This is a genomic window from Nocardiopsis prasina DSM 43845 (genome assembly GCF_000341265.1).
Classification (GTDB): Bacteria; Actinomycetota; Actinomycetes; order Streptosporangiales; family Streptosporangiaceae; genus Nocardiopsis; species Nocardiopsis prasina.
Map to the genome: position 1 here is coordinate 41,975 of NZ_ANAE01000096.1, position 20,675 is coordinate 62,649.

The following is a 20,675-nucleotide window of genomic DNA, read 5'->3' on the forward strand; positions in this document are numbered from 1 at the left end:
GAGACGACCTCGTAAACGCCGCACACCGGAATTTGACCCCGTCTCGCCCGGCCGGATGCCGAGCTTGGTCGGGCGGCGACGCGCTGCCATCGCGATCGATGCTGCCGCGGGGTGCCCAGCCGCGCCGATCCGAGCGGGGTCTGCGGAGAAGCCCCGTGCATCTGCGGGCCGAGGGCAGCCCGGCGTTGCCAGCCGAGTGGCCAAGGCTCCCTGGTGGTGGTGCCGAGATCGACGCGGCCTCCTTGCGAGCAGAGTTCTGACGTGCCGGCGCCTGCCCGTTCAGCCCGCCCGCCGGTTCGATGGACGCCGGCGGGGCGGGCTGGACCTGTCAGAGGTGAGGACTCGTTCGCGTGCCTCCGACTTCTTCTTGTCGGGGGCAAACCCCTCGTGCGTGGGGTTCCCGTGTGGATGCGCGCGGACGTGGACGGGCGTCCTGGTTCGTCCCCACGTCCTTTGTGGGTCGTCCTCCGCGAGCCGTTCTCACTGCGGTCTCCTCGTCGCGCGCGTCGGACGGTTCCCGTGTGTGTCGGCTGCTTCCCGTGCGACTGGTCGAAGGGGGCTTTCTTCCTCAGTGCCCCCGACCGGACTGTGGAATGGTGAGGACACCGATCTCGGGGGCCCCGGGCACACCGGGCCCGCTGATCAGCTTCCCCGTCATTCCCGCTTCCTCAGCGAGGTCGGCGATGCTGAGGTTCTCCCACAGGTAGGTGTCGTGGGTGCTGCGCACCACCGTGCCGTCGTGAAGCACCTTCCAGGTCGTCTCCCACCTGAGGATGTTGCCCTCGACAGGTTCGACCTGCATCCACCACTCGTAGGTCTGTTCGCCGATACGTTCGCGCAGCATCCGGAAGGGAGGGATCGCCTTGGCGGAGCCGGTGCCCATGAGTTCCACGATGATCGGTGCTCCGGGTGGAACGTGGTCGCCCAGCTTGCGCCAGAGTGCGGCTCGTTCGTCCTTGGTGAGGTGCCCGAGCACACCGAAGATGACCACCGCGCCCACACGATCGGGCAGGCGGATGTGCTGGGCGGGTTCGGCGCTGATGGTCACGCGAGACCGCAGGTCGACCTTGCCGAAGACGCGGCTGGTGAGCATGGCCCGCATGGGAGTCGAGGGTTCCGCGGCGATGATTGGAGCACTGGGCAGGGCGGCCGCGATCACTTCGGTGATGCTGCCCGTGCCCGCGCCGATTTCGACGATGGGGCCGGTTCCGGCGTTGACACCGGCCAACGCGGTGCGCAGAGGTCCCGCGCTGGTGCGCACATGGCGTGCGGCGACCATTTCGTAGAACTCGGCTGAGGCCGTGTAGTAGTCGGCGACCATGGTGGTGTCCCTTCTAGCTGAGGTGTCAGGGTGTGCTGGGCCAGGTGGGTGCCGTGTCGCCGGGGTCCTGCCCGAGGGCCTGGGCGATGGTGGCCGCGACCCTGCGGCGCTGCTGCGCGAGGAAGAAGTGACCGCCAGGGAACACCTCGGTGGTGACCTCTCGGGTTGTCGTGGTCTCCCAGGTCGCCGCCGCTTCCACCGAGCACTCCGGGTCCTGCGCACCGATGAGGACGTGCACGGGAATGTCGAGGGGTTTCGCCCTGGTCGGGTGGTAGGTCTCGATCAGTCGGTAGTCGTTACGCACGTAGCGCAGCACTGCTGTTCGTAGCTCCTCGTCGGCCAGGACCTCGGGCGGAGTGCCACCCAGACGAGTGAGGTCGGCTGCCAGATGGGCGTCGTCGCGCAGGTGGACGTCGCCGCGGTGGGCGTGGTGGGGTGCGGGCCGCCCTGACGCGAAGAGCCGGACAGGCGCTGGAATCGACCTCCGACGCGCTTCCACAGCCACCTCGTAGGCCACAGCGCTTCCCATGCTGTGTCCCAAGAGCGCGTAGGGGCGGTCCGTGAGGGGGTCCAGTGCGTTGACGACTGCGTCGACGACTTCGTGCATCGTGTCGACCATGGGGTCACCGAAGCGGTCCTCGCGCCCGGGATACTGCACGGTGAGCGCCTCGATGCCGGATGGCAGCAGGTACTGCCACGGGCGTAGCGAGGATGCCGATCCGCCGGCGTGGGGCAGGCAGATGAGGCGCACATCCGCCTGGGGGCGGCGCCGGGGCCTGCGCAGCCATGGGCTGAGGGGTGGGTGCTGCGGGTCCACGGGAGTTCTCCTGATCACGTTCTATTCCACGCATAATGGAATGGCTTTTAATGGCGCCGACATTGACAGCGCCAGTGATATTGGTCTCGAGTCGCGTTTTCGATTTCGTGTTGGAATTCAGATCCGCCCACTGTAAAGTCAGGCACGGGGATCTGTGGATTTATCCGCCTTCCCGTTTTCTCGCTCTATTCTTCCAAGAAGGGCTGGTGTGCGTATGTCCGACGCCGACGGGGTGAAGCTTCCGGCTTTTCCCATGCCGCGCGAATGCCCGTTCTCGGCTCCAAGCGCCTATGCCGACCTGCGACGGCGCGGCCCCGTGGCCCAGGTGCGCCTGCCCACCGGCCGCACCGCCTGGGTGGTGACCGGCTACCAGGAGGTGCGCGCGGTGCTCGCCGATCCCCGCGTCAGCGCGGACATCCGCAGGCCCGGTTTTCCGGCGCTGGTGGAGGGTGAGCAGGAGGCGGGCACGAAGACGACACCGTTCATCCGCATGGACCCGCCTGAGCACTCCCGGTTCCGCCGAATGCTGTTGGCGGAGATGACAGTGCGCAAGGCGCGTCGGATGCGCCGTGACATTCAGCGGGTCGTCGACGACCGCATCGATGAATTGCTGTCCTACGGCCCGCCCGCTGATCTGGTGACCCACTTCGCCCATGTGGTCTCCAGCACCGTCATGTGCGAGTTGATCGGGCTGCGTCGCGGCGACCCGCTGTTCCGGCGTGTCACCGAGACCCTCGGTTCCCAGGTCTTCGGCGGCGGTTCCAGCACCGCGGAGGGGGCCAGCGAGGGCATCGGCGCCCTGGGAGCGGTGGTGGAGGACGCCGTGCGTGCTCGGGAAAGCGACCCCGGTGAGGACCTGCTGAGTCGACTGGTCCACGAGCGGTTGCCCTCGGGTGAGCTGACTCGACAGGAACTGGTGACCACGATCAGCATTCTGATCGTCGCGGGCTGGGAGACCACCACCAATCAGATCGCCCTGAGCGTGCTCGCCCTGCTGCGGCGACCCGAGCTGCTCGACCGGTTGCGACGCGACCCCGCTGTGCTTCCTCAGGCTGTCGAAGAACTCCTTCGGTCCCTGTCCGTGGGCGATTCCATCGCGCTGCGCACAGCCACGGAGGACATCGAGATCGGCGGCACCGTCATCCCTGCGGGCGATGGGATCATCCCGCTGCTGGCTGCGGCCGACCACGACCCCACGGTGTTCCCCGACCCCGAACGCATCGACTTCGACCGCACTGGTAGGACCCACGTGGCGTTCAGCTACGGGATCCACCAGTGCGTGGGCCAGAACGTGGCCCGTCTCGAACTCGGGATCGCCATCGGAACCCTGGTCGACCGCATGCCCGGGCTCCGGGCCGCGGAGCCGTTCGAGTCGGTCCGGTACCGTCACGACGGCATCGCGTTCGGGCCCGAACGGGTGCTCGTCACGTGGTGACCACCCCGTTCCCTGACGCTGTGAGCGTGCCCAGGTAGGGCACGCTCGCGGCGTGGGGCGCGGGCGCCGGAGTGAGGTGCAGACCGCTCTCCTCGGCGAGCTGTTCGAGTTCCAGGGTGTACCAGCGGTACTGCTCCCGGACCTCGCGTACGGGCCCGCCCTTGCGGAAGACGCGCCAGGTGGTGTCCAGGCGCATGCGGTCCGGCCCGTCCGGTTCGCCGGCCATCCACCACTCGTACCGCTGGTCGCCGAGCTCGCTGTGGCGCAGGAGTGTCGGGGGGATCGTCGTGGGCTCGCGCATGCCTGTCAGCTCGACGACGATCGGTGCGCCGGGCGCCAGGCGCCGCACCAACTCTCTCAGGAGTTCGTGCCTCAGGTCGGGTTCGAGGTGGCCCAGTACCCCGCAGAGCACGGCTCCGGATATCCGCTCCGGTAGCGCCCCCGGCTCAAGCAGTTCTTCCGCGGCGTGGGGCAGAACGGTCACTCGCCGCGCGAGCTCGGGGTCATCGCCGACCCGGGCCGTGAGCAGGGCGCGCATACCCGCGGCGGGTTCGGTGGCGATCAGGTGGATGTCGGGGTAGGCCGATGCGACCTGCCGGGTGACCAAACCGCTGCCCGCGCCAATGTCCACGAGGGGACCAGCCTGCGGGTCGATCCCGTTCAGGCACGCGACGACTGCGGGACCGGTGCGCGCGGTGTGCTCTCGCGCGCCGAGGTCGAAGAACTCCGCTGCTTCGTTGTAGTCCGACAGCTGTGCCGCGGGAGGGCGTGTCGGCTCACCGGGCAGGACTGGGCCCGACCGGGGGCTGCCGACCCGGGGGCCCGCCGCCTGCTCCGTCGGCGCCGCACCGGATGTTGTGAGCGCGGAGGGGGCGAGGGGTTCGGGATCCGCCGGACGGATCAGTTCCGGAGGCCCCAGCCGCGCCATCAGGTCTCGCCAGAGCGCGAAGACCGCGAGGTCGTGTTGGGCCGAACGAAGCGGATCCGCGCCTGCGGCGATAGCCGCAGCGAACTTGTCGAGCGCCTCACTGATCGCCGCGGGCCACAGCTCCGAGAAGATGTCACAGATACGGGGCGGCGGACCGGCCTGACCCAGGATCGCCGAGGCCGGCAGCCGGAGTGCCTCGGCTCCCGGCTCAGGTGTGAACACCAGCCGGTGCCCGGAGTCCCGGGGGGAGTGCATGCGTGGGTGCCACAGGACCGGACCGTGGGTGTCGGCCAGTGTCAGGACGCCCCCTTCGGTCCCCACAGCCACTCGGTGCCAGAAAAGGGAGTGGTTGTCGCGGTCTCCGGGGTGGATCTGGTTCTGGACTCTCAAGGTCAGCGGAGCGCCGGCGATGGCACCGTGCAGCAGGCGCAGCGGTGCCTCGCCGTTGGCGGCGGCGACGACGTCCTCGGGCAGTGGAGCCGGATCTCCCAGGCGCCAGGGCCGGGTACCACCCAGAGCTCGCGCCAGGATGTCGATCAGGGGGGCCAGGACGTGGACCGGGGCCGCCGCGTCGACGAAGAGGACGCGCTGCCGCTCTCTCAGCCTGGTCGCCGCCTCGATGAACTCGCGCACCGGGGCCACATGCGGGTAGTGGGTGTTGACGTGGAACTGGCGGTTGGCCCGCCGCGCCCGGCGAAGGGACTCCGACAGCTCGTCGGGGTGCATCGGGTGCTCCTGGAGCACGTGTACACCTCTGTCGAGCAGGGTGCACGTGAGTTCCGCCCCCCGGCCGCCCATGACTGCCGCGGGGACCGCCACGAAGGCGGCGTCGATGTCGTCGGGGAGCTCCTCCGGAGAGGTGTGGCAGGGTACGCCGTGCCCCTCTGCCAGTTCCCGCGAGTAACGGCTGCCTGTGGAGAGGATTCCCGCCAGGGTGAACCCCGGGTGGCGTTGGACGGCGTCAATGTAGAAGCGGCCGAAGTTCGTGCCGCAGACAACGGCGCGCAGGGGCGCTGACGCGCTCACAGCTCACCGTCCTCGACGGCTGTGTCCACTTCACCGGGATTGGGGAGTGCGACAGTGTGCCGGTGGGTCGCGAACTCCGCGTCCCCGTTCGCGCGCAGCGCTGCCACCGTGGCGCGCGGATCCATGGCCTCGGCGGCGTAGTGCAGACCCCTGCCGATACGACCGGCCAGGACGTCCAGGACCGCGAGTGCCGCGACCGCCCCGCTGAGCTGGTAGCTGTTGTCGCTGTGGACCACGCATGTGCGTGCCCAGTCCTGGCCCGAGAGGCTGAACACCATCCGGTAGTAGGGGTCGCTGCCCGCGGCGTCGACCTCGGCGGCCCGACGGATGCGCCGGACCACCGCGTCCCGTTGCTCAGCGGTGTCCATCGGGAGCGTTGGCAGGGCGGTGAACAGCTCACGCACCTGTGTTCCGGGGAAGACGGTGTACCAGTCGGCCTCGGCCAGGTCCATCCGTGCGGCCAGCCGCTCCACCTCGGCCGTCAGAAGCGGGTGCAGGGCGACCCTGTGGGGGAAGTAGGGGGCCTCGGCGCCGTCGGCCACCCGCAGGACTCTGTCCACGCTGCGGCCGTGACGCCATGCGGCCAAGGGGCGGCCGAACCGCTCGCCGCCCGCTCCCCCGGTGTCCAGGGAGAGCACGATGTCGGCCGCCACGCTCTCGGTCGCGTGTTCCAGCCCGCCGGCGTAGCCGGTCATCCTGTGTGCTGGCCCCTCTGTCTGGTCGGCTCCGGCGAGCCAGAGGGGGATGAGACCCGCCAGTCCGGGGACGGTGCCGGCCGACAGGACGACACAGCGGTCCGACCCGACCGCGCCCGACCGCGTCAGGGATTCGTGGACGGGGTCGTCGCCCAGGACGTCGACGACGTCAGCTCCGGCGGCCAGACCGGCCCGCACGACGGTGTCCTTGAGCAGGTAGCTCGGACCGGCGCAGTTGACCAGCAGGGTGCAGCCAGCGCTGAAGCGGGCAAGTGAGGCGGGGTCCAGGGCGTCGACCTCGACGGCCTCGCTTCCTTCGGGCCAGGGGCCGGAGGGGATGGCTGAGGGGCGCCTCGCCCCCAGCCGCAGCGGTCCCACTCCGGCTTTGGTCAGGGCGGCGGCGGTGTGGCGACCGACCGCGCCTGAGGCGCCGATGAGGCCGATCATGACGTCTTCCCTTCGATGATCTCGTGCAGGTGGCCGTCCACGGTGGGGACGTTCTCACCCGTCATGCAGGTGAAATGCTCGCCGGGGATGTCGCGGGTGCGCAGATCGCCGAGGCAGATCCGGGCCCAGTGGTCAGCGATGGTGTCGGCGCTTCCAGGGAAGGGGTAGGCGCCGTTGTGCCGCAGGAAGGTGATGTCACCCGCGTAGGGTTCGGCGCGGTGCCGACTCAGAGCGAAGATGCTCTGCTGGTAGGTGCGCAGCGCCCTGAGCAGGCCTTCGGGCTCGTAGGTTCCGGCGAGCTCAGGGGGCAGGGCCTCGCACATGCGAGTGACCCGGGCCATGCGGGGCACCGCTTCCAGCGCCTGGAAGGAGGCCGCCACATCTGCGAACTCGTCGTCCAGGTCGGCGATCGCCCCGTCCAGGACGGCGCCGGGGGAACGGTCGAGAACGGCCGAGACCGCGGCCCCGGCCCGCTCGGAGTCAGCGGGGAATCCGATGTCGGCCGGTTCGATGCCCATCATGAGCGCGAAGGAGTACTCGGAGAGCAGTTCGTCGTCGATACGGAACGTCGGGCTGTGGCTGCTAATGACCGTGAGGCTGCGGACGGTGGCTCCGGCCTCGGAGAGTCCTCGGGCCACCTCGGTGGCGATGACACCCCCCACGCAGTACCCGACGACGTCGACCTGTGTGTGGCCGGCGTCGAGCAGGGCACGCACGTACTCGGCGGCTGTGCGGTCGATGAGCCCGTTCGGGTCGGCGTTGCGGAAGTCCTCGGGCGTCGGCAGCTCCAGACCCACCAGTCCGTGTCCCGCTCCGGAGCGGGCACGGAACCGGGTGACCAGAGGACGGTACGGGAGCAGGGTGCCCGTTCCGGCGTGCACGAGCACGGTCACCGGAGCGTCGGGCCCGGGCGCGATCAGCTCCACCAGCGCGGAGTTCTCAGCGTCCGTCTCCGCTTCGGGTGCGGAGAGTTCGCGCAGGTAAGCGGCGAGTCCGGCGATGGTCGGCTGGCGCAGCAGGTGGCGTAGAACGACCTCCCATTCGAGATCCCACTCGTGTCCGGCCAGCCCGTCACGGAGCCGCCCGACGATCCGGGCCACCAGCAGTGAGTCGCCGCCGAGCGCGAAGAGGTCGTCGTCGCGACCGATGCGCTCTGTTTCGAGCAGCTCGGCCCACAGGTCGGCCAGAGCACGTTCGAGGTCGTCGCGGGGCGTCTGGTCGCCTGCCTCCTCGGCGGGGCCCGTTCCCAGCTGCAGCGACCGCTTCTCCAGAGCGGTGCGGTCCAGCTTGCCGTTCTCCGTCCTGGGCAGGGCGTCGACAACTTCCCAGTGCGAGGGAACCGAGTATTCGGGGAGGAGTTCGTGGCTGCGTCGTGTCAGTGACGACACCGCGACCGGGGCGTGCAGGGGTTTGACCTGGACCAGGTACAGGTGCTGGCCGAAGGCCCCGGCCGCTTCGGAGCTCTCGGGGAACTCGGCGGCGATGCGGCGGTCCCGACCGTTGAGCAGTTCCCGCCACTGTTCGTGGCGCAGGAAGGACTGTTCCTGCGCCTGGCGAACATCGGTGAAGGGTCCGGCGTGTTCGGCCATGAACTCCGCGGAGATGCGGAGCGCGTGGTCGTCGTCGTTGGTGTTGGCCAGCAGGAGCATCCAGCCGCCGGGCGCCACCAAGGTGGAGAGTCGGTCGAGGGCCGCTTGTGCGTCGGGGAGGTTGTCCACGACTCCGACGCAGACCAGCAGGTCCACGGAGTTGCGTGCCAGCCCCTGCTCGGCAGGGTCGTGCGCGGGGTCGAAGGCCGCGCAGCGCACGCGCGGGTCGTCGGCGTGGGTCTGCTCGAACGCGGAGCGGTTCTGAGCCGACGCGTCGGCCCCCAGGTAGTCGACCGGGTGGTCGGCCAGAGCGGGTAGCAGGGTGTTGGCCACCCCGCCGCCGCGCAGCCCGACCTCCATGATCCGCAGGGGGTCGGAGGTGTCTCTGGTGCGTGCGATCTCGGTGGCAGCGGCGGCCAGGACCGAGCGCAGCGCCGAGGATCCCGCGTTTTCCGCGTAGGCGGCGGTCAGCGCCCGGAGGTCAGCACCGGAGAACGGCCGGGCGGCTGCCTCCTCCCGACCCGCGATCAGGGCGGGCAGGTGTTCGGCGCTGGAACGCACCGTGGCGAACAGCTCGGGGCTCCACCCCGCACGGCTTTCGAGCCGGGAGGCCTCGTCCCAAGCGAGGGCGATGGCCTTCGGGTCCGGAACGCGCAGAGCGGTCAGCTTTCCTTGGGGAGTCCGCTCCAGGAGGCCTGCGGTCAGGAGCCCCTTCAGCCAGCGTCGCACCAGCCGGTGGTGCTCGGGGGCTGCTCCCAGGGTTTCGGACACCTCCTGCGGCGAGCGGGCACCGCCATCAGCGAAGGCCGGCGCGAGGGTGTCGGCGATGGATGCCAGGGCCGCTTCGCTGAACGCGGCGCGGAAGGCGGCCAACTCCGCGATGTCCACCTGCTCCTCGACCCGCAGGGCTGCGGTGCGCACAGCCGGGAGCAGTGTCTCCGGGAGAGGGAGGGGGGTGTCGCGGTGAGCGGGTTCGACGAAGGCGGTCAGGCTTTGGCCTGCGCCGGTGGGTGCGTTGCCGCGCCCGCCGGTGAGTACGACCGCGGCAGCGCCCACCTCGGGCAGCGACTCCACGGCGGCCTGGACCTCACCGAGCTCGATCCGGTAGCCGCGGATCTTGACCTGGTGGTCCTCGCGGCCGAGGAACTCGATCACCCCGTCGGGCCAGTAGCGGCCCAGGTCACCGGTGCGGTAGAGCCGCTCACCGGTTTCCGGGTGCCGGATGAACCGTGCCGCCGTCCGCTCGGGGTCGCCGAAGTAGCCCTGGGCCAGTCCGATACCGCCGATGTGGAGCTCGCCGACGACCAGGTCGGGACAGGGGCGCAGTGCCGTGTCCAGGACGTGGAACGTCTGGTTGTCCATGGGCCTGCCGTAGGGGATGCTGCGCCAGGCGGGGTCGACCTGGTCGATCGGGTGGTGGATGGACCAGATCGAAGCCTCCGTGGCACCGCCGAGACTGTGCACCGCCATGTTCGGAGCCCAGGTGCGCACGGCTTCGGGCAGCGTGGTGGGAATCCAGTCTCCCGACAGCAGCGCGACGCGCAGCGACGACAGGGGCGGGTCGTCCGATCGCAGGTAGTCGTGCACCATCTGGAGCTGTCCCGGCACCGAGTTCCAGAACGTGACCTCTCTGGTCCGGACCGTTTCGATCCACTCGGAGGGGTCACCTCGGCGCGCGGGGTCCGGCAGCACCACGGTCGCACCCACCGACAGGGGGCCGAAGATGTCGTAGACGGACAGGTCGAATCCGAGCTGGGCCAGTGCGAGAACACGGTCGTCCGCGGTCACGCCGAATCTGCGGTTGACGTCGGTGACCGTGTTCAACGCCGCGGCGTGGCTGATCATCACTCCCTTGGGAGCTCCGGTCGACCCCGATGTGTAGATGACGTAGGCCAGGTCGTCGGGGCCGGTCTCGTGCTGAGGCGGCGGAGCTGACGTGACGGGGAGGCTGTCCACGGCGACGGTGGTGCACTCCGCGGTCCACTCCCCCTCCTCCACCAGCCAGGACTGGGTCAGGACCACCGAGGCTCCGGCGTCGGTGAGGATCGCCGCGCGGCGCTGCGGGGGCTGCGTGGTGTCCAGCGGAAGGTAGGCGGCGCCCACCATCAGGGTGCCCAGAACGCCCGCGACCTGTTCCCATCCCTTCTCCATCGTGATGGCGACCAGGTCGCCCGCGGAGACACCACTGCTTCCCAGCGCCCGCGCGACCGCGGAGGCGTGACCGACCAGCTCGCCGTAGGTCAGCTCGCGGTCCCGGTCGATGACGGCCACACGCGCGGGGTCGCGTTCGGCGGCTGCCAGGACCCCCTGGTGCAACAGGGCGCGCGGTGCTGGCACTGCGGTGTCGTTGACGCGCTTGCGGACGGCGCTGGTGGCCTCCGGCAGATCGATGCGGGCCGTCTCGTTCCAGGCGTCGGGCTCCTCGGCGAGGCGGGTCATCAGGGCGGCGAAGGCGGCGAAGAGGTCAGCGGCCGTGTCACCGCCCAGAACCCCTTCGCGCACGTCCCAGCTGAGCGCCAGTTCGTCGGCGCGCTCCATGACCTGGCAGTCCAGCCAGACCTGCGGGGTCTGGGTCTGGGCGTGGCGGATCGCGGCCGCGGGACGCCGGGCAGCCGCCGAGCCGAGGGTGCTGGTGAACACGACCGGCATCAGCACGGTGTCGCTGTCACTGCGCCGGGTGAGATCGGCCAGGACCTGGCTCCCGGTGTACAGGGAGTGTTCCAGGTCCTCGAGCAGGGTGTCGCGCAGCGTGACGGCACGTTCAGCGAACGTCTGTGCCGGGCGCAGGTCCACAGCGAGGAGTTCGACAGCGGTGAAGTCTCCCACGAGGCGGTCGACGTCGGCGTGCAGGGGCAGCCGGGTGAACGTGGGGACGTTGAGTGTGAACTGCGGACTGCGGCTCCAGCGACCGAGCACCTCGGCGTAGGCGGCCATCGCCGCAGCCGAGGCGGTGACACCGGCGCGAGCGGCGTTGGCCTCGAAGGATGCGCGCTGCTCGGCGCCCAGGATCTCCTCGAAGCGCCGGAAGGCACCGACCTGACCGCCGTCAGGGGGCAGCGGCAGGTCAGGGGCGGGGGGCAGGGAGGGCAGGCGCCGAGTCCAGTAGTCCCGGGCACGGTCGTACTCGCCTGTCAGTGTCTGGTTACGGCGTGCCAGAACGTAGTCGCGGAACCCGATCTCCAGGGCTTCGGGCTCCCGGCCGTGGTACGTGTCCTCAAGCTCGGAGAGCACCAGCAGCAGGCTGGCGTAGTCGACGATGAGCTGGTCGATCGACAGGTGCAGGATGAGCTCGTCGGCGCATCGCGTCATACGCAGCTCGAACAGAGGTGGCACGTCGGTGGGCGGGACCCTGGAGGCGAGTTCCCGACGCACCTGGTCGACTCTTTCGACGGCCTCAGCGGGGGTGGCGGCGCGCAGGTCAGCGGTGGGAACCGGCGTTTCCGGGATCTCTGCCAGGACCTCCTGGAAACCGTCGGGGTGGACCACCGCACGCAGCATGCCGTGGCGGCGCACGACACCCCACCAGCAGGCTTCGAGCCGCTCGGGGTCGGTGTCGGCTGGGAAGGAGAGCTCGACGTAGACGTGGCAGGCCACTCCGCCGTACCCGTAGGCGCTGCCTCGGCCGACCAGGTAGGCCGCCTGGATGTCGGTCAGCGGGAAGGGTGTGCCTGCGTGCTGGGGGTCCGGGGTGATGCGGGTGGCAAGACGGCGTGCGGTCAGGTGGGAAAGGACCTCCGCGCGGTTCTCGCGCAGCAGGGCTTTGCGCTCCTCGGTCAGCACTCCCTTGGGGGCTCGGAACCGCAGGGCGCCGCCGTCCTCCCAGAGCCGGATGCCGTCCTTCTCCATGGCGGAGACGAGTTGGTGGGCGTTCATAGGGTTCCGCTTTCTTCTTCGTCGCGGGAGGCGAGCGCGTGGTCGACCTGGCGGGCCAGGTCGGCGAGGGTGGATGCGGTGAGGAACGAACGGACGGAGACGTCGACGCCGAATGCCTCGCCTGTGGCGGTGACCAGGCGCAGCGCGGTCAGGCTGTCTCCACCGGCGGCGAAGAAGTCGGCGTAGCGGTGGTCGGCCCCGGTCCCCAGGAGTTCCTTCCACAAGGTGGCGATCTGGATTTCGGTCTCGCCCGTGGGCGGTCCCGAGGCAGCGTGTTCCTCCGAGACGGCCGCTTCGGTCAGGGCGCCGCGGTCGACGGCGCCGTCGGCGGTCAGGGGTAGGCGGGGTAGGCGGGTGAGCCTGGCCGGCACGGCGAAGGGTGGCAGCAGGTCGGCGAGGTGTCGCGACAGGCCTTCGGGGTCCTCGCCCCCAGTGGTCACCATGAAGGCGTGGAGCCGCCGTTCACGCCCCTGGCCCACAGTGACCACAGCGCTCTGGGTGACGTGTGGATGCGACTCGAGCGCGGATGCGACAGCGCTGAGGTCGATCCGGCGACCGCTGAGCACAGCCTGCGGGTCGGGGCCGAGGAATTCGACGGTGCCGTCGGACAGGTACCGGGCCCGGACACCTGCCGGGCGGAGCCGTCCGGGCGAACCGGACGCCCCGGTCAGGGCCGGCTCGGGTTGGGCATGGAGCTGGCCGATCCAGAGGTCTCCGATCACCTGGTCGGGACGTTCGCGGCCCACGGAGTCCACGATGTGCAACTGGTGGCCTGCAAGCGGCCGCCCCGACGTCACGGAGCCATCGGTGTCGCTGTGCGACTCCACTGCGCTCGCCCAGCCGGCGGTGCCGTGGCCGCCGTGCAGGGCCACGAGTCGGGCTCCACCGCCGGAGGCCCCGCGCAGGCGGCCGGGAAGTCCCGTGCTCACCCGGTCGCCCGACACGAGTGCCAGGCGAAGGCTGCGCAGTGGCTCCCCTTCGTGTGCCGAGGCCGCCGTGATCAGTTCCTCGAGGAGCATCGGAGGACCGTTCCACAACGTCACACCGTGCTCGGCCACCAGCGCGGCCGGGGAAGGGGCCCCGCTCCCCGTTCGGTCGGCTCGGGGGCACACCAGTGCGCCACCCACACCGAGCGGACCGAACACGGTGAACGCGTTCACTCCTGCGGATGGGGGGTCGGCGGCGAGCATCCGATCCTGTGTGTCGATTCCGAAGTTTTCGCGCACAGCCGTGATCGTTGCCAGCACCGCCCGGTGTTCGATGAACTCGACCGTGGTGTCGTGCCCATCCGGGCCGGTGTCGACGGTGACGTACGCCGGAGCTCCGGGATCGGCCGCGAGGTCACCGCGCAGGGGGTCTGCGGCGACCAGATCCCCCAGATCGACCTCGTCCGGTTCGTCCGCGTGCCCGGAGCCGACGATCACGGTGCGTGCCCCGGCCGCCCGTTGCTCGTGCTCGCGCTGGGATCGGGGCGTCCCCGGGTCACTCAGAAGGTAGGCGGCGCCAGTGGAGAGCACACCCAGGATGGCGACGACCTGGTCCGCTCCGGGCGGCAGGGTGATAGCGACGACGTCGTCGGCGCCCACGCCTCTTGCGGCCAGGCCGCCCGCGACTCGGGTCGCCCGTGCCGCGAGCCCGCCGTAGGTGAGGGATTCGTTCTGCGGTGTCCGGAGTACGGCGGGAGAGTGTGGCAGCTTCTGCGCCTGGCGCAGGACTTCGCCGTGCAGGGTGTCGGCGGCGGGGGCGGTACCCAGGGCGGGGCGCCGCGCGTCGGCCTGGGCACGGGGCAGCACGGTTGGGGCGACCGTGTCCCAGTCGTTCTCGGCCAGCCAGGCCAGCATCGCGTTGTAGGCCTCGAACATGGCGTCGAGCACGCCGGGACGGAACAGCTCCTCGATGGCGTCCCAGGTGACCATGACTCCGCCGTGGGACTCAGTGACCTGGTTGTCCAGAAGCACCTGCGGGGTCTGGGAGATGCCCCAGACCTTCTCGGGGAAACCGTCGGAGAGGTCCTTGACGGTGCGGTCACCGACCCCCACGGAGCTGCTGAAGACCACGGGCATGGCCGCGTCGACGGCGCCGGTACGTTTGGCGAGTTCCTGGAGGAGCCAGGTCACCGAGGCGTCGCGGTTGTCGAGATCCTCGCTCATGACGAGCTGCAGGCGGTGGGCGGCGGCTGTCCACGGCTCCCCGGCGCGCGGCTCGTATCCGAGCAGGGAGACCGAGGTGAAGTCGCCCATGATCAGGTCGATGTGGGGATGGACCGGCTGCCGGTTGAACAGGGTGAGGTTGACCGTCACGTCTGGTTGGTCGCTCCACGATGAGAGGACTTCCGCGTAGCAGGTGAGGAGGACGACCGAAGGAGTCAGCCCGTGGGCTCGGGCCTTGTCGGTGATCGCCTGCCACGATCGCGCGTGGACGGGGCGCTGGCGCCGGGTGAAGCGCGGGTGCTCCACGGTGGAGGGGTCGGCGACCAACGGGAGGGCGGGTGCGGGCGGCAGTGTCCGGAGTCGCCGCATCCAGTGTTGGCGCGCGAGCTCGACCGAGTCGGGGTCGGGTTCGGACTGGAGAACGTAGTCGCGGAACGAGACGTCGATGGGCTCCAGTTCCGTCTCGGGGTCGCTGTAGAGACGGTCGAGTTCTCCGTACAGGGCGATGATCGAGGCGGCGTCCAGGACGATGTAGTCGAGTCCGACGGCCAGGCGCGTGCGCGTCGTACCGCCGCTGGGATAACGCACGGCACGGAGCTCGAACAGGGGCCAGCGTGTCAGATCGATGCTCAGGTGGGAGGCGTCGTCACGCAGCCGGGTCAGGACCGTTGACGCCTCTTCCTCGGAGTCGACCTCGGTGACCGCTACCGTGACGGATGGTACCTGTCGCAGGATTCGCTGTTGTCCGTCCTCGTCGAAGACGGCGCGCAGCATCTCGTGCCGTTCCACCAGGATCGTCCAGACGCGTTCGAACCGGTGCAGGTCGAAGTCGGCGCCGTCGAACTCGCTGTAGTGGTAGGTGCCGACCCCGCCGAGGGAGAGCCTGCTGTCGCGACCGATCCAGAACGCCCGCTGGACGTCGGTCATGGGGAAGGGCTGGTGGCGGTTGGCGTGGTCGCCCTCTCCCAGGGTTGTGCCGGTCGGTGGCGCCTGCCGGGTGAGTGTGGCGGCGAAGTCGGCCAGTGTGGGCGAGGAGAACAGGCGTGCGACCCCCGCGCCACCGGCACCGCGCTCACGCAGGGCGCCGATCATCCGGGTTGCCAGCAGCGAGTCACCGCCCAGCGCGAAGAAGCCGTCGTCGCGCCGGATGACCCTGACACCGAGGAGCTCGCTCCAGACCTCGGCGACCACGGTCTCGGCCCACCCGCGAGGGGACTGCTCTTCGGCGCGGTCGCCTTCGTCGGGGGTGCGGTTGTTCGCGGACGCCGCCAGTTCCTCGGCGCGTCGCCGGTCGGGCTTGCCGTTGGTGGTCAGAGGGAGGGCGTCCACCAGTACGAGCTGGGACGGGACCATGTAGGAGGGGAGGTTGCGCTCCAGGGTGGCGCGCAGCTCCGCTTCACCCGCTGTCCCCTCCCCTGTGGCCGCCAGGAGGGCGAGCCTGCGCGGTGTGCCCGTGATGAGAGCCACCGCGGTCGAGACCCCCGGTGTGGAGGCGGCAGCCGCTTCGACCTCGCCCAGCTCGATACGGTGTCCGCGCAGTTTGACCTGGTGGTCCGCGCGGCCGAGGAATTCCAGGACTCCGTCGGAGCGGTACCGTGCCCGGTCTCCGGTGCGGTACCACCGGCGCCCCTGCTCGGTGACGAACTTCTCGGCGGTGCGCTCGGGGTCGCCGCGGTAGGCGGTCGCCAGTCCGGCACCGCTGACCCACAGCTCGCCAGCGACCCAGTCGGGGCGGTCTCGGCCGTGGTGGTCCACGACCCGGGCCCGCATGTTGGGCAGGGGGAGGCCCCATGGGATCGAGACCCAGGAGGGATCGACCTGGTCGACCTCGAACACGGTGGAGTGCACGGCTGCTTCGGTCATCCCGCCCAGGGCGGTGAACCGGGCTTCCGGGGCCAGCGCGCGCAGGCGCGCGGGCTGGTCCAGGCCGACCCAGTCGCCGCCGAGCAGGACGAATCGCAGGTGGTCGCCGAGTCCGTCGGGGTGTGACTCGGCCGCGGTCAGGACCATGTCGAGCAGGGCGGGGACGCAGTTCAGGAGTGTGACCCCGTGCTTGCGCATCATCGTGGCCCAGTGGTGGGCGTCGCGTCGGGCCTCGTCGCTGATGAGGACCACTGCCCCGCCTGCGGACAAGGGCGCGAAGAGGTCGTAGACGGACATGTCGAAGTCCAGGTCCGCCAGTGCCAGGCCTCGGTCGTGCGGTCCGACGTCGAAGTGGTCGTTCAGGGCGGCGATGGTGTTCATCGCGGCCCCGTGCGCGACCTCCACGCCCTTCGGAGTGCCGGTGGATCCGGAGGTGAAGATGATGTACGCGGTGCTGTCGAGGCTCTGGTGGAGTTCCGGCGGGACTGGGGCGAGCCGGTCCGCGTCTTCGATCCGCACGACGGGTGGTCCCTGCCGCCCCGGTGCGGGGGCGGTGAATCGGTCGGTGTGCGCGGCGTCGGTGAGCACTGCGGCGGCGTCGGCCACACCGAGGACGCGTCGGGTGCGTTCTGTCGGCTGTTCCACTCCGATGGGGATGTAGGCCGCGCCCGCGCCGAGGATGCCGAGGACAGCGGCCACCTGTCGCACGCCGCGGGGCAGGCTGACCACGACCGCGTCGCCCGGTTCCACGCCCGCCCGGGCCAGGAGCGCGCTGACACGGCCCGCGCTTTCGGCCAGAGCGGCGTAGGTCACCGGCTCGCCGGTATCAGGGAGCAGGGCCGGGGCGTCCGGTCGTTCGCGTGCGGCACGGAAGAAACCCTCGTGCAGCCGTTCGGTCACGGTCGGCGCATCGGTGGCGTTGACGGTTTCGCGTACTCGGGCCTGGGCTTCGGGCAGGGGCGGGTTCGCGGGCCTGGACCAGGCTGCGGCGTCATCGACAAGGGTCTCGACGAGGTCGCGGTAGGCCGCGAACGCTGCTTCGGGCACACCGGGTTCGAACGCGTGGTGCCGTACGTCCCAGTTCAGGAGCAGCCCGCCGTCGAGTTCGGTCACCTGGGCGTCGAGCCAGACCTGGGGGCCCTGGGAGATGATCCACACCGGGTCGCCGAACGTGCCGCGGACCGCGGAGTCGTAGATTTCTCCCAGGCCCAGGGCGCTGGTGTAGACGACGGGGGCCAGGGTCGGCACGCCGTCGTGGGCTCGGGAGAGGTCGCGGAGGACTTCGACACCGGAGTAGGAGCCGTGGGCGGCCGCTGTGCGCAGGCGGCTCTGCACGTGACGCGCGGACTCAGCGAAGGTTCGCTCCCGGGTGAGGTCGACGTCGAGCAGGATCGAGCTGCTGAAGTCACCGACGAGTGATTCGGCCCCGTCCAGGTCCAGGTCGCGGTGGAACAGCGGCAGGTTCAGCAGGAATCTCGGGGAGTCGCTCCAGGCGCCGAGTGCTTCGGCGAAGGCGCCCGCCAAGGCGGCGGCGGGGGTGACCCGGTGTCTGCGGGCAGCAGCCAGCAGCTGTTGCTTGCGCTCGGGGTCGAGCCAGTGGTGCAGCCGTGTGGTCGGGTGGAAGCGTGCCGTGGCCGAGTCCGGGTCGAGCGGGTCGACGACGGTGGGCAGGGCTGGTGGGGCGCTCAGCGATTCCAGGTTCTCGCTCCACCAGGCGCGGTCCTCCTCGCGCTCCCGCGCTCGAGTCGTCTCGGTGGCGTTCAGGTAGGAGCGGTAGTCCAGGGGGATCTGCGGAAGTGCCGCGTCGGGGTCGGCGTAGAGCAGCTGGAGATCGCGCAGCAGCACCCGCATGCTCGCGGCGTCGGCCGCCAGCATGTCGAGGTCGATGTGCAAGCGGGTGGCCCCGCCGGGGCGGAGTGTCAGAGCGAGATCGAACACCTCGCCCCTCTCGACGTCCATACGCCTGTGGGTGTAGTGGTCGCGCAGTTCAGCGAGCACTCGGTCGACCCGTTCCGGGGTCTCGCTGGTCAGGTCGCGCACGTTCAGCGCGGGTGTTGTCGGGTGGTCCAGGACGCGCTGTCGTCCGTCGTCGAGCACGGTGACGCGGAGCATCCCGTGACGGCGGCGCAGCGCTGTGACGGCGGTTTCGAGGCGTGCCGGGTCGACGTCTGTGCCGTCGAGCTCGGCGTAGAAGTGCGCGCCGACCCCGCCGAGGGGCTGGCCTTCCTGGCGTCCGATCCAGTAGGCGTGCTGCATGGCGGCGAGCGGGAACGGTTCGTTCGGGCTCTCCCCCGCGGGGTCGGCCCCCTGGGATGAGGTGACCGGTGCCAGGAGTTGCTGCCAGCCGCGCAGGCTCGCTGCTTCCGCGAGTTCATCGAAGCCGACCGTCAGGCCCGCGCGTCGCCATCGAGCGGCCAAGCGCATCAGGGCGATGGAGTCCAGGCCGAGCTCGAACAAGTCGTCATCAGGTCCGATCTCCGCCGGTGGGAGGTCCACCAGTGCGGCAATCGCGGCGCGCAGCTCTCCCTGCGTCATGGGCACCGTTGGCGGATCGGCTGGCTGGGACACGCGTGATCGTCTCCTTGGCTCGCGAGGGGCTGGGGGCCGACCGGGACCGCTGGGGCACGGGGGTCGGTGACATGAGTGAAAACGAAAACCGTTATCTTTTTACCCTAAGCGGGGCGTTGAGCGCGATCCCCCCTTGTGTGGCATAAGACGCAAAAGGAGCAGAGATGATCAACCGTGCAAACCATCCCGAAGCGGCCAGAGAGCCGGACTGGCCCGGGTGGCCGCAGGAGGAGCGCCAGCGCTATGAGGCAGCCGGATTCTGGCGCCCGGAAACCCTGGCCGACCTACTGGAGCATCAGGCGGAGCAGCGCCCTGAGGCCATCGCGCTCGTGGACGGCCGAGCCCGGTGGTCCTACGCGGAACTGGCCGACGAGGCCCGAGCGGTGGCAGCGGGGCTGCACCGCCGAGGGCTGCGCCGGGGGGACCGGGTGGTGGTGCAGCTGCCCAACCGGGCGGAGTTCCTGCTGGTCTGGTTCGGCCTGCAGTACCTCGGCGCGGTCCCGGTCCATGCCATGCCCGGACACCGCGAGCACGAGATCTCCCACCTTCTCCGGGTCACCGGCGCCGTCGGCTACGTCGTGGCCGACCGCCACTCCCGGTTCGACTACCGGACGCTGGCCGCATCCATGCGTGAGAGGCACGGGGAGCTGCGCCATGTGGTGGTCGTCGGCGACACCGGCGAACTCGAGGGCGCCATCGGCTTCGAGGAACTGCGCACCGACGCCTCTGCCGACCTCTCCCCCGGTGGGGAGCGCCCCGCTGCCGGCGACATCGGACTGCTCCTGCTCTCCGGCGGGACGACGGGCACGCCCAAACTCATCCCGCGCACACACCGGGACTACGCCTACAACGCCCGCGCCGCCGCTGCCGCCGCGGGCCTGACGCCGGACAGCGTCTACCTCGCGGTACTGCCAGCCGCCTTCAACTTCACGATGTCCTGTCCGGGAATCCTGGGCACGCTGACCGTCGGCGGGACCGTGGTGATGGCACCCAACCCGGCCCCTGAGACAGCGTTTCCCCTGATCGCCCGCGAGAAGGTGACGGTCACGGCGCTGAGTCCCCCGATGGTGCCCGTGTGGTTGGAGGCCCACGCCGACCGGGACCCGGGTTCAGCCGAACTCGACAGCCTCTCGGTCCTGCAGGTGGGGGGAGCCCGACTGGCCAACGAGCTCGCACGCCGTGTCCGCCCGGAGCTGGACTGTCGTCTGCAGCAGGTGTTCGGCATGGCCGAGGGACTGATCAACGTCACCCGCCTCGACGACCCCGATGATCTGGTGTGCACCACGCAGGGACGGCCCATCTCGTCCGGCGACGAGGTGCGGGTGGTCGACGAGTCGGACGCCGTGGTGCCCACGGGAGCCGTGGGTGAGCTGCTGACCCGGGGGCCCTACACCCTGCGCGGCTACTACCGCGCCCCGGAACTCGCCACCACGCACTTCACGTCCGACGGCTTCTACCGCACCGGTGATCTCGTCCGCCTCCATCCGACCGGTCACATCGATGTCGTGGGCCGGGTGAAGGACCAGATCAACCGTGGTGGAGAGAAGATCGACGCCACCGAGGTCGAGAGCCAGATGCTCACTCACCCGGACGTGTCGGCGGCGGCCTTGGTAGCCGCACCCGATCCGGATCTGGGCGAGCGCTCGGTCGCCTTCCTGGTCTGCAAGGGCTCCCCGCCCACCGCCCGCGAGCTCGGCGCGTTCCTGCGCGGCAGGGGGTTGGCGGGCTACAAGGCTCCCGACCGGATCGAAGTCGTCGAAGAACTTCCCCTGACCGCCGTGGGCAAGGTCGACAAGAACGCTCTGCGCGCACGCGACCAGGGAGCCACGCGGTGACCTTGTGCGACCGAAGCGACACGTAAGGCGTTGCGACCCCAGCCACACACGCACACGCTTCTAATGAAAATGATTATCATTTACGATCAATCGGACAGCGCCCTCGGGTGCTCAGCGGCCCTGCCCGG

The 20,675-nt window shown here is 70.1% G+C and carries 8 protein-coding genes; 2 read left to right on the forward strand and 6 right to left on the reverse strand.

The window, feature by feature from the left end; translation table 11 throughout:
* Positions 1 to 568: 568 nt before the first annotated feature.
* Positions 569 to 1,321, reverse strand: coding sequence for a class I SAM-dependent methyltransferase (locus D452_RS0108035; RefSeq protein WP_017543639.1), 753 nt, complete (start codon positions 1,319 to 1,321; stop codon positions 569 to 571).
* A gap of 25 nt (positions 1,322 to 1,346) precedes the next feature.
* Positions 1,347 to 2,138: a thioesterase II family protein gene (locus D452_RS0108040; RefSeq protein ID WP_026129078.1), complete on the reverse strand. Its 792-nt coding sequence runs from the start codon at positions 2,136 to 2,138 to the stop codon at positions 1,347 to 1,349.
* Positions 2,139 to 2,352: 214 nt separating this feature from the next.
* On the opposite strand from D452_RS0108040, the gene D452_RS0108045 reads away from it, so the two are divergent.
* Positions 2,353 to 3,573, forward strand: coding sequence for a cytochrome P450 (locus tag D452_RS0108045; protein ID WP_040693359.1), 1,221 nt, complete (start codon positions 2,353 to 2,355; stop codon positions 3,571 to 3,573).
* On the opposite strand, the gene D452_RS31285 is transcribed toward D452_RS0108045, so the two are convergent.
* Genes D452_RS31285 through D452_RS0108065 form a run of 4 tightly spaced genes read right to left on the reverse strand, consistent with a single transcriptional unit; the run spans position 3,563 to position 18,712 of the window.
* The gene (locus D452_RS31285) at positions 3,563 to 5,527 is read right to left on the reverse strand and encodes a Gfo/Idh/MocA family oxidoreductase (RefSeq protein ID WP_017543642.1); all 1,965 of its coding nucleotides are present in this window, start codon (positions 5,525 to 5,527) and stop codon (positions 3,563 to 3,565) included. The two genes, D452_RS0108045 and D452_RS31285, sit on opposite strands and share 11 nt — an antisense overlap.
* Positions 5,524 to 6,669, reverse strand: coding sequence for an NAD(P)H-binding protein (locus D452_RS0108055; RefSeq protein WP_017543643.1), 1,146 nt, complete (start codon positions 6,667 to 6,669; stop codon positions 5,524 to 5,526). The genes D452_RS31285 and D452_RS0108055 overlap by 4 nt, the downstream gene beginning before the upstream one ends.
* Entirely contained in the window at positions 6,666 to 12,131 is a 5,466-nt protein-coding gene (locus tag D452_RS0108060; protein ID WP_017543644.1) for a non-ribosomal peptide synthetase, read from the reverse strand. The genes D452_RS0108055 and D452_RS0108060 overlap by 4 nt, the downstream gene beginning before the upstream one ends.
* Positions 12,128 to 18,712, reverse strand: a complete 6,585-nt coding sequence (locus tag D452_RS0108065) for a non-ribosomal peptide synthetase (RefSeq protein WP_204366606.1) — start codon at positions 18,710 to 18,712, stop codon at positions 12,128 to 12,130. Before D452_RS0108065 ends, D452_RS0108060 begins: the two co-directional genes overlap by 4 nt.
* A 164-nt stretch (positions 18,713 to 18,876) precedes the next feature.
* Between D452_RS0108065 and D452_RS0108070 the strand changes: the two genes are divergently transcribed.
* Positions 18,877 to 20,547, forward strand: a complete 1,671-nt coding sequence (locus D452_RS0108070) for a (2,3-dihydroxybenzoyl)adenylate synthase (RefSeq protein ID WP_017543646.1) — start codon at positions 18,877 to 18,879, stop codon at positions 20,545 to 20,547.
* Positions 20,548 to 20,675: the final 128 nt, after the last annotated feature.

Bases quoted from the DNA above. Each gene is read 5' to 3' on its own strand.
- D452_RS0108035 (WP_017543639.1), bottom strand. From the start codon at position 1,321: ATGGTCGCCGACTACTACACGGCCTCAGCCGAGTTCTACGAAATGGTC.
- D452_RS0108045 (WP_040693359.1), top strand. From the start codon at position 2,353: ATGTCCGACGCCGACGGGGTGAAGCTTCCGGCTTTTCCCATGCCGCGC.
- D452_RS0108055 (WP_017543643.1), bottom strand. From the start codon at position 6,669: ATGATCGGCCTCATCGGCGCCTCAGGCGCGGTCGGTCGCCACACCGCC.
- D452_RS0108060 (WP_017543644.1), bottom strand. From the start codon at position 12,131: ATGAACGCCCACCAACTCGTCTCCGCCATGGAGAAGGACGGCATCCGG.
- D452_RS0108070 (WP_017543646.1), top strand. From the start codon at position 18,877: ATGATCAACCGTGCAAACCATCCCGAAGCGGCCAGAGAGCCGGACTGG.